14 protein-coding genes are annotated in these 13,332 nt (G+C 52.7%); 6 read left to right on the forward strand and 8 right to left on the reverse strand.

The window, feature by feature from the left end:
- Nucleotides 1–3: 3 nt before the first annotated feature.
- Genes spoT through gmk form a run of 3 tightly spaced genes read right to left on the reverse strand, consistent with a single transcriptional unit; the run spans nt 4 to nt 3,093 of the window.
- Nucleotides 4–2,121 carry a bifunctional GTP diphosphokinase/guanosine-3',5'-bis pyrophosphate 3'-pyrophosphohydrolase gene (spoT, locus tag MT962_RS14650; RefSeq protein WP_024557860.1) on the reverse strand — a complete coding sequence of 706 codons (2,118 nt, stop codon included), beginning with the start codon at nt 2,119–2,121 and terminating at the stop codon, nt 4–6.
- 18 nt (nt 2,122–2,139) lie between these two features.
- Nucleotides 2,140–2,415, reverse strand: a complete 276-nt coding sequence (rpoZ, locus tag MT962_RS14655) for a DNA-directed RNA polymerase subunit omega (RefSeq protein WP_000135058.1) — start codon at nt 2,413–2,415, stop codon at nt 2,140–2,142.
- A gap of 54 nt (nt 2,416–2,469) precedes the next feature.
- The gene (gmk, locus tag MT962_RS14660; protein WP_024557861.1) at nt 2,470–3,093 is read right to left on the reverse strand and encodes a guanylate kinase; all 624 of its coding nucleotides are present in this window, start codon (nt 3,091–3,093) and stop codon (nt 2,470–2,472) included.
- Between the two features lie 253 nt (nt 3,094–3,346).
- On the opposite strand from gmk, the gene ligB reads away from it, so the two are divergent.
- Complete coding sequence (ligB, locus tag MT962_RS14665) at nt 3,347–5,044, forward strand: NAD-dependent DNA ligase LigB (RefSeq protein WP_247365949.1); 1,698 nt, start codon at nt 3,347–3,349, stop codon at nt 5,042–5,044.
- Here the strand turns inward: ligB and MT962_RS14670 are convergent.
- Together MT962_RS14670 and MT962_RS14675 are read right to left on the reverse strand one after the other, a co-directional pair.
- Nucleotides 5,039–6,691, reverse strand: a complete 1,653-nt coding sequence (locus MT962_RS14670; RefSeq protein ID WP_247365950.1) for a phosphoethanolamine transferase — start codon at nt 6,689–6,691, stop codon at nt 5,039–5,041. The two genes, ligB and MT962_RS14670, sit on opposite strands and share 6 nt — an antisense overlap.
- 337 nt (nt 6,692–7,028) lie before the next feature.
- A complete protein-coding gene (locus tag MT962_RS14675; RefSeq protein ID WP_024561840.1) occupies nt 7,029–7,892 on the reverse strand; it encodes a YicC/YloC family endoribonuclease in 864 nt (287 codons plus the stop codon).
- Nucleotides 7,893–8,015: 123 nt separating this feature from the next.
- Between MT962_RS14675 and rph the strand changes: the two genes are divergently transcribed.
- Together rph and pyrE are read left to right on the forward strand one after the other, a co-directional pair.
- A complete protein-coding gene (gene rph / locus MT962_RS14680; RefSeq protein WP_024557865.1) occupies nt 8,016–8,732 on the forward strand; it encodes a ribonuclease PH in 717 nt (238 codons plus the stop codon).
- A 65-nt stretch (nt 8,733–8,797) separates the two neighbouring features.
- Nucleotides 8,798–9,439 carry an orotate phosphoribosyltransferase gene (pyrE, locus tag MT962_RS14685; protein WP_024557866.1) on the forward strand — a complete coding sequence of 214 codons (642 nt, stop codon included), beginning with the start codon at nt 8,798–8,800 and terminating at the stop codon, nt 9,437–9,439.
- A gap of 31 nt (nt 9,440–9,470) precedes the next feature.
- Here the strand turns inward: pyrE and slmA are convergent, their stop codons facing one another.
- The 3 genes from slmA to coaBC all read right to left on the reverse strand — a co-directional run bounded on the left by slmA (nt 9,471) and on the right by coaBC (nt 11,840).
- Nucleotides 9,471–10,067, reverse strand: coding sequence for a nucleoid occlusion factor SlmA (gene slmA / locus MT962_RS14690; protein ID WP_024557867.1), 597 nt, complete (start codon nt 10,065–10,067; stop codon nt 9,471–9,473).
- Nucleotides 10,068–10,189: 122 nt separating this feature from the next.
- On the reverse strand, nt 10,190–10,648 hold the full coding sequence (dut, locus tag MT962_RS14695; RefSeq protein WP_024557868.1) for a dUTP diphosphatase: 459 nt from the start codon (nt 10,646–10,648) through the stop codon (nt 10,190–10,192).
- The gene (gene coaBC, locus MT962_RS14700; protein ID WP_247365953.1) at nt 10,626–11,840 is read right to left on the reverse strand and encodes a bifunctional phosphopantothenoylcysteine decarboxylase/phosphopantothenate--cysteine ligase CoaBC; all 1,215 of its coding nucleotides are present in this window, start codon (nt 11,838–11,840) and stop codon (nt 10,626–10,628) included. The genes dut and coaBC overlap by 23 nt, the downstream gene beginning before the upstream one ends.
- A 169-nt stretch (nt 11,841–12,009) precedes the next feature.
- Here coaBC and radC point away from each other — a divergent pair, with 169 nt between their 5' ends.
- The 3 genes from radC to rpmG all read left to right on the forward strand — a co-directional run bounded on the left by radC (nt 12,010) and on the right by rpmG (nt 13,310).
- Nucleotides 12,010–12,681: a DNA repair protein RadC gene (gene radC / locus MT962_RS14705; protein ID WP_024557870.1), complete on the forward strand. Its 672-nt coding sequence runs from the start codon at nt 12,010–12,012 to the stop codon at nt 12,679–12,681.
- Nucleotides 12,682–12,894: 213 nt separating this feature from the next.
- The gene (gene rpmB, locus MT962_RS14710; protein WP_004388471.1) at nt 12,895–13,131 is read left to right on the forward strand and encodes a 50S ribosomal protein L28; all 237 of its coding nucleotides are present in this window, start codon (nt 12,895–12,897) and stop codon (nt 13,129–13,131) included.
- An 11-nt stretch (nt 13,132–13,142) separates the two neighbouring features.
- On the forward strand, nt 13,143–13,310 hold the full coding sequence (gene rpmG / locus MT962_RS14715) for a 50S ribosomal protein L33 (protein WP_003024094.1): 168 nt from the start codon (nt 13,143–13,145) through the stop codon (nt 13,308–13,310).
- The last annotated feature ends 22 nt before the right edge of the window (nt 13,311–13,332 follow it).

A 13,332-nucleotide genomic window follows, 5' to 3' on the forward strand; every position in this document is an offset into this window, starting at 1 on the left:
ACGCTAGTTTCTGTTGCGGTTAACTTTAATCACATCAGGCATAACGCGGATCTTGCGCATGATATTCGCCAGATGGATACGGTCGCGCGCCGTCAGGCGAATGAACGCGCTGTAAACGCGGCCATCTTTCTCTTCCGTGTTCAGACTCTGAATGTTACTGCCAGCCGTATTGATTGCCGCCGTCAGGTTCGCCAGCGCGCCCTGATGGTTAAACATATCTACCTTAATTTCGGTGATAAATTCCTGCTCGGTCTCTTTATCCCACTCGACCGCCATGAATTTTTCCGGCTCTTTCTGGTAACCGCGAATATTTCGGCATGATTCATGGTGAATCACGAGCCCCTTGCCCGGGCTGACGTGCGCCACTATCGGGTCGCCAGGAATAGGACGGCAGCATTTCGCAAAGGTGATAAGCACGCCGTCCGCGCCTTTAATAGGCAGGTGGCTGTGACTGGCCGAGCCGCTTTGCGAGCCTGTAGCCGATGTTTCGCCTTGCAGTAGATTCTTCGCTACTACGACGCTCATGGCATTGCCAAGACCAATCTCAGAGAGCAGATCATCAAGAGTAGCGAGCTTCATACGCTCAAGCTCACGATGGATGTTCTCCTGGGGGATCTCGGCAAGCTTGCGGCTGCCGCCGAGCGCATGGTTGAGCAGGCGGCGGCCCAGGCTTACCGAATCGTCACGCTTTAAGTTTTTCAGCATCTGGCGAATCTTGGCGCGCGCTTTTGAGCTCACGACAAAGTTCAGCCAGGCGGCGTTCGGACGAGCACCCGGCGCGGTAATGATTTCAACTGTCTGACCACTGGAAAGCGGTTGCGAAAGGGGATAAGGCTGGCGATCGACGCGGGCGCCAACGCAGGCGTGGCCGATATCCGTATGCACCGCATAGGCGAAGTCGACTGGCGTGGCGCCAGCAGGCAGTTCGACAATGCGCCCTTCCGGGGTGAAAACGTAAATCTCATCCGGGAAGAGATCGGATTTAACGCTCTCAATAAATTCAAATGAGCTGCCGGCGCTCTGCTGAAGTTCCAGCAGGCTTTGCATCCAGCGCTGCGCGCGGATTTGCGCAGTGGTGCTGCTCTCGTTGCGCTCTTTATAAGCCCAGTGCGCAGCGACACCCATTTCCGCCATCTGGTCCATATCTTCCGTGCGGATCTGGACTTCAACTGGCACGCCGTGAGGGCCAATCATGGAGGTATGCAGAGACTGATAGCCGTTCGCCTTAGGGATGGCGATGTAGTCTTTCATACGCCCCGGACGCGGCTTATAGAGGCTGTGCATCTGTCCGAGCACGCGGTAGCACGTATCCACATCCTTAACGATTACGCGAAACGCGTAAATGTCCATAATGGAGTGGAAACGTTGCTCTTTAAGCACCATCTTGCAATAGATGGAGTAAAGATGCTTTTCGCGACCGCTGACGCGGCACGGAATCCCTGCTTCCTGTAAACGGCCTTCAATCTCAGAGAGGATTTTCTGAATCATCTCTTTACGATTGCCGCGCGCCGCTTTCACCACCTCTTTGATAACGCGGTAGCGGTTGGGGTAAAGCGCTTCAAAGCCAAGCTCTTCCAGCTCCGTCTTCAAATGATGAATACCGAGACGGTGAGCCAGCGGGCTGTAGATTTCGAGCGTTTCACGGGCGATGCGGCGACGTTTATCCGGGCGCAGAGAACCCAGCGTACGCATATTGTGGGTGCGGTCGGCAAGTTTGATGAGAATGACGCGGATATCCTGCACCATCGCCATAATCATCTTGCGAAAGTTTTCGGCTTGCGCCTCTTTCTTATCGCGGAACTTAAGCTTGTCGAGCTTGGAAACCCCCTCCACCAGTTCGGCAACGCTTTTGCCAAACAGCTGTTCCATATCCTGGTAGGTGGCAGGGGTGTCTTCAATCACGTCATGCAGCAGCGCGGCCATCAGCGTTTCATAGTCGAGTTTCATCTCGGCCAGAATACAGGCCACCGCCACCGGGTGAGTGATATAGGGTTCGCCGCTTGAACGTGTTTGTCCCTCGTGAGCATCACGTGCAACGAGATAAGCCTGCTGCAGGCGCTTAATCTGGTCCTGCGGCAGGTATTGTTGAATCAGCTGATTCAGGCTTTCAAACAGATACAAGGGCTACCCGCAGCGTTATTAACGACGACCTTCAGCAATAGCGGTAACGGCCTGCAGTTCTGCGGCTTCCTGCTCCTGCTGCTCCTGGCGCTCACGTACGTCGAGGATCTGATTGTTGATCAGGCCTTCTTCGATTTCGCGCAGTGCGATAACGGTGGTTTTATCGTTTTCTTCCGGTACCAGCGGATCCTTGCCGCCTACCTGCATCTGACGAGCGCGACGAGCGGCGACCAGCACCAGATCAAAACGGTTACCAATTTTCTCTACAGCGTCCTGAACAGTTACGCGTGCCATACTAAAAATGCTCCACAGATGAAGAAATGACTGGGCATAATACTGAAAGTGGCTTCAGTCTGCCAATAGTTTGGTGATTAATGCGTCATGCCGCTGCTTCTGGCGGCTCATGCGCAGACGTTCCGCGCGAAGGATGGTTTTCAGATCGGCGAGCGCCATATCGAAATCATCATTCACAATAAGATAATCATATTCAGCGTAGTGGCTCATTTCCGCTACCGCCTGCGCCATGCGCTTTGCGATAACTTCTTCGCTGTCCTGACCACGACCGCGCAAACGTCGGTCCAGCTCTTCTTTTGAAGGCGGCAGAATAAAAATGCTGCGCGCTTGCGGCATTTTTTTACGGATTTGCTGCGCGCCTTGCCAGTCAATATCCAGGAATATATCTACGCCAGTAGCGAGAACCTGCTCAATCGACGCGCGTGAAGTTCCATAATAATTGCCAAACACTTCCGCATGTTCAAGAAAAGCATCTTCGGCGATCATTTTTCTAAATTCATCATGATTGACGAAGAAGTAATGTTCGCCATGAACTTCGCCCGGGCGCGGGCCGCGAGTAGTGTGCGAGACAGAAACCTGCGAATCGTAAAGCGGTTGCGTCTTTAAAAAAGCCTGAATAAGACTGGATTTACCTGCGCCGCTGGGGGCGGAAATAATATAAAGCGTGCCTTGAGCCATGAGTGTGTTTACGTCCTGGTGTGCCAAAAGAGGAGGCGTATACGGGCTTATTATACACGTAGCGGCTGCGCGACGTAGCCTTTGTCACATTTTTCATCTTCAGCTTTTGATATTTGCGCGTTTTCATCCACCACGGCGCAATTTTTGCAGCTTCACGGCAATTTCTCTGAAAGCCTCTCCAGAAACGCGCATCACACAATAGCGTGGGTTCGCTATCGGGCTTATGTTCCGACGAAAGCGCACAGGAGGGCGGATGATGATAAGAAAAGCATGCTGGCTACTGGCAAGCCTGGGGTGTTTTAGCGTTCAGGCGGCTTGCCCGGACTGGCCGTTATCACGGGCAAAAGAGGAGATGGCGCAGCTACAGGCGCAGCTAAAGCGCTGGGATGAAGCCTACTGGCAGAAAGGCGAAAGCCAGACCAGCGACGCGGTATACGACCAGCTCAGCGCGCAGCTCGCCCTGTGGAGACGTTGTTTTCATCATGAAACCATTCCGGCGCTCCCGCCTGCGCTGGCGAGAGGCCGCCTGCCTCACCCTGTTCCGCATACTGGGGTGCGAAAACTAAGCGATGCGAACGAACTCAATGAATGGATGCGCCAGAAATCGGCATTATGGGTGCAACCTAAAGTAGACGGCGTAGCCGTAACGTTGGTTTATCGTTCCGGCTTACTACAGCAAGCCATCAGCCGGGGCGATGGCCTTTATGGGGAGGACTGGACAGAAAAAGTACGGCGTATCCCGGCTATTCCTCCTAAGGTTTCCGGAGCCCTGGAAAACAGTGTCTTGCAGGGTGAGATCTTCTGGCGGCGTAACGGGCATCAACAAAAAGCGGCTGGCGGTATTAACGCCCGAGCACTGGTGGCGGGAGCGATGATGCGCCGCGAGGCTTCGCCTTTACTTGGTGAACTGGATGTTTTCATTTGGGCGTGGCCGGATGGCCCGGCTGACATGGAGAGTCGGGCAACCGCGTTGGCCGAGGCTGGTTTCACGCTGACCAGAGCGTGGACAAAACCTGTCGCTACCAGCAAGGAAGTGGCCCAGTGGCGAGACCGCTGGTTTAATTCGCCGCTGCCCTTCGTTACGGATGGCGTTGTCGTACGCGCTGAAAAGGAGCCTTCCGGCAAAAACTGGCAGCCCGGACAAGGCAACTGGGTAGTCGCCTGGAAATATCCGCCAGTAAAGCAGGTCACAACGGTCAATAGCATTCGCTTCGCGGTTGGACGCACGGGGAAAGTGAGCGTAGTTGCGGAGCTGGAGCCCGTGTTGCTGGATGACAAATGGGTGCGCCGTACGAATATTGGCTCTGTTTCAAAATGGGACCAGTGGGATATCGCACCCGGCGACAGTGTGGCAGTGAGCCTGGCGGGACGGGGTATTCCTCGGCTGGATGAGGTCGTCTGGCGTGTAGCGAAACGCGATAAACCCCAACCGCCTGTTAAACAACCGCACGCAGCCGTAAGTTGCTTTTATGCATCCGCCGGGTGTGAGGCGCAGTTTCTCGCCCGGCTTGCGTGGCTAAGTCAGAAATCTGTGCTCGACCTGAACGGGTTGGGCGAAGCCACCTGGCAGCAGTTGCACCGCGCTCAACATTTTGAACACCTTTTCTCCTGGCTTGCGCTTACACCCGAAGCTTTATCACAGACGCCCGGATTCTCACCACAGCGCGCCGTTCAGCTCTGGCATCGTTTTTCATTTACTCGCAAATTACCGTTTCACCGTTGGTTAAAAGCGCTGGGCCTGCCGTTGCCCGCCAACGCGCTGCGGACGTTGCCAGACCAAAGCTGGCGGGAGCTTACCATGCGCAATGAAGCCAGCTGGCAGCAACTTCCGGGCGTTGGCGCTGGCCGCGCGCGGCTGCTTATACAATTCCTCCATCACCCCCAGGTAAGTTCGCTGGCAGAGTGGCTGGGAAAACAGCAGATAACAGGCTTTACCGTTCCTGCGCTATAGGGAATTTTTGCCAGCCTCTTTTACGGCAATCTCTGGTTTAAGGTCATTGAAATGAGTCCTGAGCGTTTGATATTCAAAAATATTCCGTCCGCCGTCCATGACCGGGAATGTTTTATCCGGGTGAAAACAAACGTCCAGTATTGACCGGCAGTTTTTCTCTGCTGTTGAAATGCCCATCCAGCTCAACATCAGGAAATAATTGTTGGCGGTAGACCACGGCGCTTCAACTTTGCCTGTATTACGAGGTTGGCTGCCAAGCGCTTTGTCGCTATACCAGATAAATTGAGGAACGTCATAGGCTTCTTTACTTGGGAAACGCGCGCCATGCATATAAATCGACTCAAGCTCAGCATTTTTTTCCAGCCCATGATCGGAAAAATAGAGCAATGACGCGGAACGGTTAGCCAGACGCGCCATAACTTCACCCAGGAAATAGTCGGTGAAGCGAATAGCATTGTTATAACAATCTTCATATTTATTACCGGTATGATAATAATCATGAGATTTGGGATAGCGCGTACAAGCCAGTTCATGGCTGCCGTTGATATGCAAAAAAATGACTTTTTTGCCGTGCTGTTTTAGGGCGTCATCGAACCAGGGTAATAATTCATCATCGTAATGACTTTCCACCCAGTTCAGGTGATGGCTTGTGGAGGCAATCGCAGCCACATAATTGTTGCTTTTACCGCTGTTTCCTTGCGCGCTTATCCAGTAGGTATTAAAGCCTGCTCTATTCGCTGCTTTGACAATGTTGTCTGAGAGGTTATCAATGGTGAAATGTTCCGCATCTGCGCGGCTTAAGATCATAGGAACCGCCAGTACGGTAGCCGAAGCAGGCGCAATAGCATGTTCGAAAATGAGCGCATTATGGTTAAGTTTCGTCTCGACAGGCGTAGTATCCAGCGAGAAGCCATAAAGTTGCATATTGTTACGTCGCGCGGATTCGCCGATAACCACGACATACGTCTCTATGTTTTGATCCTGCCAGGTCAGATGAGCATCATTTTGCCCACCCTGGCTGATTTTGGCTGCCAGTTGATTGTCCCGATTCGCGATAATGAAATCCGAGACTACGTAAAAAGGAGTATTAACTAATATACGCGATGCCAGAGGGTAATAGACCTCTTTATCCTTTTGTTTTTTGAACCAGCAAGCAAAAGAAAACCAGGCAATAAAAATAGCCAGCAAAGCGAAAGAGAGAATACTTTGCTTGCGGGTTAGCTTTTTCGACAGCAAATGTATTGCGGTAAACGTAATAGCAAAGTGCGCCACCGCGACGGGCATATAATAAAGATAGATGCCCGCCATGCTTTTAACTTCACGTAAGTGCGTGGTTAATATGCTCATCGCAAAGGCGACGTTAAATTCACTCTGGTAAATGCTATAAGTACTAAAATCAATAGCAAAGTTGAGAGACAGAAAAGCGCAAATTACCAGTGAAATAGCCTTCCCGGCCAGAGTCCTGTAAATTGCTGCGGCGCTGGCAATAAGCAAAGCATTACAAACTGCAATGCGTAAAATGAAGCGGGGCGGCTGTGTGAAAGCCACGGGCCATAATAAAAGTAAAAGAGAAAGCACAATGCACAGGAGAAATGCGCTACGTCGCTCTTCGCGTAACTTTGTAGTAATAATGCTGACAAAAGACATAATCTAAATTTTTGTGGTGACCGTAACGGGTCCTGAGTTTAATGCGCTAGTTTACATAATCTGGCGATGAGTGAGTAAACATATCCTGCTAAGTATAAATACTGGCCGATTATTTAATGATTTTCACACGGCGACCCGCTTGTTTATGCTCGTTGGCTGAATAGTAACATTTGTAATGAGTCTGGTTGACATTAAAAATATTTATTATTTGTACAAAATTGGAGCATTGTCTTTATCGCTATCCGAAACAGAAGTTTTCCTTCGGGAAAGAGGGCTGAACCAATAAAAAAACCCGCCTGAAGCGGGTTTATATGCGTTAACAGTATGTTTAGTCTGATTACTCAATATTCTGAATCTGCTCACGCATCTGCTCAATCAGCACTTTCAGTTCAATAGCTGAGTTGGTCACGTCGGCGTTAATTGATTTAGACGCCAGCGTATTCGACTCGCGGTTGAATTCCTGCATCATAAAGTCGAGACGGCGACCCACCGCCTCTTTTTTCTTCAGGATATTATAAGTTTCTTTAATATGCGCATCGAGGCGATCCAGCTCTTCGGCCACATCGATGCGCTGTGCCATCAGCACCAGTTCCTGCTCCAGGCGGTTGTTCTCAAGCTGTACCTGCGCTTCTTCAAGCTTCGTGACCAGTCTTTCACGCTGCCATTGCAGGACGGAGGGCATTTGCGCACGGACTTTAGTCACCTCCGCGCTCACCCCTTCCAGACGCTGCTCAATAAGCATTTTCAGCGCCTGGCCTTCGGTTTCACGCGCCACAATAAAGTCATCCAGCGCGCCGTCCAGCGCCGACAGGATATCAGCGGCGATAGCGTCCAGATCCTGTTCCTGCGCGGCCATTACGCCCGGCCAGCGCAAAATATCGAGCGGGTTTATCTCGCCTTCATCGCTTTGCATTTTCACCCAGTTCGCGGCGCTGACCAGCTGCTTCGCCAGTTTTTCGTTGAGGATGAGTTCCCCTTGCGCGCTGGCGTCAGGTTCAAAGCGCAGCGTGCACTCAATTTTACCGCGAGTCAGACGATTACGGATGCGCTCGCGGGCTACAGGTTCCAGGCTGCGGAACTGTTCCGGCAGGCGAATATAGGTTTCCAGATAGCGCTGGTTTACCGAGCGTAATTCCCAGGCGGCGCTACCCCAGTCACCCTTAATTTCACGCCGGGCGTAGGCGGTCATGCTGCGGATCATAGTCATACCTGTTTTTAAAAAGAGTGATGCGATTATAGCTACCCCTGGGCAGCCAGGATAGGAATAAGCGCCTTAAGCCCGTATAATGCGCAGCCACATCTGTTACAAGCCGGAGAGAAATTCATGCGTCCATCAGGCCGTAGCGCTACCGAAGTGCGCCCAGTTACCCTGACCCGTCACTACACTAAACACGCTGAAGGCTCCGTGCTGGTTGAGTTTGGCGATACCAAAGTGCTTTGCACCGCCACCATTGAAGAAGGCGTGCCGCGCTTTCTGAAAGGGCAGGGGCAAGGATGGATCACTGCCGAATACGGCATGTTGCCGCGTTCAACCCATACCCGTAACGCTCGCGAAGCCGCAAAAGGCAAGCAGGGCGGTCGCACGCTGGAAATTCAGCGATTAATCGCACGTTCGCTGCGCGCTGCGGTAGATTTAAAAGCGCTGGGCGAATACACCATTACGCTCGACTGCGATGTTTTGCAGGCGGATGGCGGCACCCGCACTGCTTCTATTACAGGCGCCTGCGTGGCGCTGGCAGACGCGCTGAACGCGATGGTCGCTGGCGGCAAGCTGAAAACCAACCCGATGAAGGGCATGGTGGCGGCGGTTTCCGTAGGCATCGTGAATGGCGAGGCGGTTTGCGATCTGGAATATGTGGAAGATTCTGCTGCGGAAACCGACATGAATGTCGTAATGACCGAAGATGGCCGCATTATTGAAGTGCAAGGCACAGCGGAAGGCGAGCCGTTTACGCATGAGGAGTTGCTCTCGCTGCTGGCGCTGGCCCGCGGGGGAATTGAATCCATTGTCACGTCGCAGAAGGCGGCGTTAGCAAATTAATTTTTAAGGCGACTGTGAAGTCGCCTTTTTTATGCCTGAAAAAACGCTATTTGAGGAGCAAAGCCATGAAACCGTATCAGCGCCAGTTTATTGAATTCGCCCTTAACAAACAGGTGCTAAAGTTTGGTGAATTCACGCTGAAATCCGGGCGCACGAGCCCCTATTTCTTCAACGCCGGGTTATTTAACACGGGGCGCGATCTGGCATTGTTGGGCCGTTTTTATGCAGAAGCGCTGGTAGATTCCGGCATTGATTTCGACCTGCTTTTCGGCCCGGCTTATAAAGGTATTCCCATCGCCACGACGACCGCTGTGGCGCTGGCAGAACACCATGAACGCGACGTGCCTTACTGCTTTAACCGTAAGGAAGCGAAAGATCATGGTGAGGGCGGCAACCTGGTGGGTAGCCCGCTGCAGGGGCGCGTGATGCTGGTGGATGATGTGATAACAGCCGGGACGGCTATCCGTGAGTCGATGGAAATTATTCAGGCTAACGGCGCTACGCTTGCGGGCGTGCTGATTTCTCTCGACAGACAAGAGCGCGGACGCGGTGACATTTCTGCTATTCAGGAAGTGGAACGTGATTACGGCTGCAACGTTATTTCCATTATTACCCTGAAAGACCTTATTGCTTATCTGGAAGAAAAACCGGAGATGGCGGTTCACCTGGCGGCGGTGCGCGAATATCGCGAGCAGTACGGGGTATAAAACAAAAAAGGGCCGTTCGGCCCTTTTTTGTTTATTGAAGCTGCGCGGCGAGCAGCGGCCAGCGAGAGTCAAACTCGTCGGTGGGGCTGTAGCGGAATTCGCTGCGCACAAAACGCGATAGCATGCCTTCACAAAACGCCAGCAGCTGGCTCGCCAGCAGGGTTTCATCGGTTACATACCCTTCGCCTTCGCGCATTTTGCGTTCACGCAAAACCTGCCTCAACTGCGCTTCGATACGTTCAAAAAGTTGGTTAATGCGACCTTGTAAACGGTCCTGTTCAAACATCAAAGCATGACCGGTAAGGATGCGCGTTAGCCCCGGGTTGCGTTCGCCAAAGCCGAGAATGAGCTGCACAATCAGCCGCAGGCGCGTGGTCGTATCCTTCTCATCCTTCAGGATAAGGTTGATACGGCTAATAAGGCTGTCTTCGATAAACTCAATGAGGCTATCAAACATCCGGGTTTTGCTGGGGAAGTGACGATAGAGCGCCGCTTCGGAAACGCCAACGGAAGCCGCCAGTTTCGCCGTGGTGATGCGCTGACTGCCATCGCTGGATTCAAGCATCTGGGCCAGAGACTGAAGTATTTCTTCGCGACGATTCCTTTTCGCAGTTTGTTTTTCTGACATGTTCTGAAAGACCCCTGAGAATACATTCTTGCCAGGCGAGCATCCACAAGCGACCACAGGCGTAATGCCTGTGGTAATTTATTCGCTTTATTTTGCTTAAGGGATGCGTTTAAACCGGGGGCTTATCGCCGCCCAGAGTGACCGAAACCGCCTTCACCGCGTTCGGTCTCATCAAAGGCTTCAACCAGGTTGAATTCTGCCTGTACTACTGGAACAAACACCATCTGCGCGATGCGTTCGCCAGGTTCAATAATGAAGCTTTGTTGGCCGCGATTCCAGACGGAGACCATCAATTGACCCTGATAATCAGAATCAATCAAGCCCACCAGGTTACCCAGAACAACGCCATGCTTATGGCCAAGCCCTGAGCGCGGCAGGATGACCGCTGCGAGAGACGGGTCGGCGATGTGAATCGCAAGGCCAGTCGGCAGAAGCGTCGTTGCGCCAGGCGCCAGCTCTACAGCGTCATCCAGACAAGCGCGCAGGTCAAGGCCGGCCGAGCCGGCGGTAGCGTAAGTCGGCAGCGGGAACTGCTGGCCCACGCGCGGGTCCAGAATCTTAACGTCGATTTTTTTCATCATAACGGGTAACGATTTCGTCCAGTAAAAGATGGCCAAGGCGTTCTTTCCGCTCAAGCGGTAAGCGTTTATCGCCCTCCTGCCAGAAAAGATGCAGAGCGTTGTTATCGCTGTTAAAGCCTTGATCAGATTTAGAAACGTCGTTCGCACAAATCAAATCAAGGTTTTTACGCTGGCGTTTTTGCCGCGCATATTCTTCCACATTATTCGTTTCGGCGGCAAACCCGACGACATAAGGGCGGTTAAGGGTAAGCGCAGCTACGCCCGCCACGATATCAGGGTTTTTCACCATGGTCAGGGTGAGTTCATCGCCCTGTTTTTTAATTTTTTCACTGGCGATTTCAGCTGCACGGTAATCCGCCACGGCGGCGCAACCAATGAAAATATGCTGCTGCTGCGCGCGTTTTTGCACTTCTGCTTCCATCTCCAGCGCGGTGGTGACATCCACACGCTGCACAAACGGCGGCGTAGATAACGATACGGGGCCTGAAACCAGCGTGACGTTGGCGCCTCGCGCTGCCGCTGCCGCAGCAATGGCGAAGCCCATCTTGCCGGAGCTGTCGTTGGTAATATAACGCACCGGATCCAGCCGCTCGCGGGTAGGGCCTGCGGTAATCATGATGTTGAGATGTTGCAGATCTTTTACAGGCGCGAAATGCAGCGCGGCCATTTCCACTATCGTCATCGGGTCAAGCATACGGCCCGGCCCTATGTCGCCGCAGGCCTGGCTGCCGCTGTCCGGCCCCCAGAGTTGCAACCCGCGGGAGGCCAGCACTTGCAGATTATGCTGGGTTGCGGCGTTGCGGTACATCTGCTGATTCATGGCGGGCACGACGGCAACAGGCGAAGGTGTGGCAAGGCAAATAGTCGTAACCAGGTCGTTCGCCATGCCAGCGGCTACGCGGGCGATAAGATCGGCGGTGGCGGGCGCAAGGATAACCAAATCGGCCCATTTGCCAAGCTCGATATGGCCCATCGCCGCCTCGGCCGCCGGGTCAAGCAAACTGTCGGAAACGGGATAACCCGACACCGCCTGCAAACTCAGCGGCGTAATAAACGCCTTCGCCGCTTCTGTCATGGCGACTCTCACTTCCGCGCCGCGATCGCGCAGGCGCCGCACCAGCTCAGGCGCCTTATACGCAGCAATACCCCCGCTGACGCCCAGAACGATTTTTTTTCCGGAAAGCCCAGTCATGATTTTTTCCGCTAGCAACAAATAAGGCGGCCATTTTACCACAATCAAAAAACCGGCGGAGCAGTACAAAAAATCAACTTTGCGAGATAGCGCGCAAGCGTGACAAACCAGCCTTCCAGTGAAACTTATCTGTGGCAGGATAACGCCGTCGTAACGCAGAGGAGGTGTGATGGTGGTTGAAAAGGCGCAGCCGGCGGGGCCGCGCGAAAAGCTGCTTACTTATGGCGCAAAAGAGCTAAGCGATGCGGAACTGCTGGCGATTTTCCTGCGCACAGGCAAGCGCGGGGTTTATGTCGTCACGCTGGCGGAACAGTTGCTCGGACATTTCGGCTCGCTGCGTCGTCTGTTATCAGCAACGCTTGAGGAACTGGGCGCGGTAGGGGGCATTGGTGTGGCGAAATATGCGCAGCTTAGCGCGATTGCTGAGTTAGGCAGGCGTTACGCTGCCTCCTGGATGCAGGACGAACAGCCATTATTAAACCCTGATATGACGCGTGAATTCCTTATGAGCCAGCTTAGCGATGAGCAGCGTGAGATCTTTATGGTGATCTTTTTAGACAATCAGCACCGCGTCATTAAAAACAGCCAACTTTTTTCAGGCACGCTTAATCATGTAGAAGTACACCCGAGGGAAATTGTGCGGGAGGCTATAAAAGTTAACGCGGCGGCGGTAATCCTTGCGCATAATCATCCTTCCGGTCACGCCGAACCCAGCAAGGCGGACAAAATGATTACCGAACGCATTATAAATTGCTGCCAGTTTATGAATATCCGAGTGCTGGACCATCTGGTTATTGGCCGCGGAGAATGCGTTTCTTTCGCCGAACGTGGCTGGATATAAGCCAGACGAGGCGATCCATGGCGATCTTTTCTGTTCGGGACTTGAGCAGACGGCCCCGGCAGCGTATACTACGCCACCTTTGAGAATCTCGGGTTTGGCATTTGGGCCTGGCATACGCGAGTTCACATTGAACCGCCAGACCGGGCTTTAGGCCTGACGAGGCGCCAATACCCTATACGAAGCTCGAGCTAATTTGATTTTTGGAGAATAGACATGTCCCGAGTCTGCCAAGTTACTGGCAAGCGTCCGGTGACCGGTAACAACCGTTCACACGCACTGAACGCGACTAAACGCCGTTTTCTGCCGAACCTGCACTCTCACCGTTTCTGGGTAGAGAGCGAAAAGCGTTTCGTTACTCTGCGCGTATCTGCTAAAGGTATGCGTGTTATTGATAAAAAAGGCATCGACGTTGTTCTTTCTGAACTGCGTGCCCGTGGCGAGAAGTACTAAGGAGCTAAATCATGGCTAAAGGTATTCGCGAGAAAATCAAGCTGGTTTCTTCTGCTGGTACTGGTCACTTCTATACCACCACGAAGAACAAACGTACTAAGCCGGAAAAACTGGAACTGAAGAAATTCGATCCGGTTGTTCGTCAGCACGTTCTTTACAAAGAAGCTAAAATTAAATAATTTTAGTGGATTGTACAAAAAC

The sequence above is a fragment of the Franconibacter sp. IITDAS19 genome (assembly GCF_023079515.1).
Classification (GTDB): domain Bacteria; phylum Pseudomonadota; class Gammaproteobacteria; order Enterobacterales; family Enterobacteriaceae; genus Franconibacter; species Franconibacter pulveris.

Coding starts and splice junctions, on each gene's coding strand:
- slmA (WP_024557867.1), bottom strand. CDS start 10,067: ATGTCAGAAAAACAAACTGCGAAAAGGAATCGTCGCGAAGAAATACTT.
- rpmG (WP_003024094.1), top strand. CDS start 13,143: ATGGCTAAAGGTATTCGCGAGAAAATCAAGCTGGTTTCTTCTGCTGGT.
- dut (WP_024557868.1), bottom strand. CDS start 10,648: ATGATGAAAAAAATCGACGTTAAGATTCTGGACCCGCGCGTGGGCCAG.
- gmk (WP_024557861.1), bottom strand. CDS start 3,093: ATGGCTCAAGGCACGCTTTATATTATTTCCGCCCCCAGCGGCGCAGGT.
- ligB (WP_247365949.1), top strand. CDS start 3,347: ATGATGATAAGAAAAGCATGCTGGCTACTGGCAAGCCTGGGGTGTTTT.
- radC (WP_024557870.1), top strand. CDS start 12,010: ATGGTGGTTGAAAAGGCGCAGCCGGCGGGGCCGCGCGAAAAGCTGCTT.
- MT962_RS14670 (WP_247365950.1), bottom strand. CDS start 6,691: ATGTCTTTTGTCAGCATTATTACTACAAAGTTACGCGAAGAGCGACGT.
- rph (WP_024557865.1), top strand. CDS start 8,016: ATGCGTCCATCAGGCCGTAGCGCTACCGAAGTGCGCCCAGTTACCCTG.
- rpmB (WP_004388471.1), top strand. CDS start 12,895: ATGTCCCGAGTCTGCCAAGTTACTGGCAAGCGTCCGGTGACCGGTAAC.
- MT962_RS14675 (WP_024561840.1), bottom strand. CDS start 7,892: ATGATCCGCAGCATGACCGCCTACGCCCGGCGTGAAATTAAGGGTGAC.
- rpoZ (WP_000135058.1), bottom strand. CDS start 2,415: ATGGCACGCGTAACTGTTCAGGACGCTGTAGAGAAAATTGGTAACCGT.
- pyrE (WP_024557866.1), top strand. CDS start 8,798: ATGAAACCGTATCAGCGCCAGTTTATTGAATTCGCCCTTAACAAACAG.
- coaBC (WP_247365953.1), bottom strand. CDS start 11,840: ATGACTGGGCTTTCCGGAAAAAAAATCGTTCTGGGCGTCAGCGGGGGT.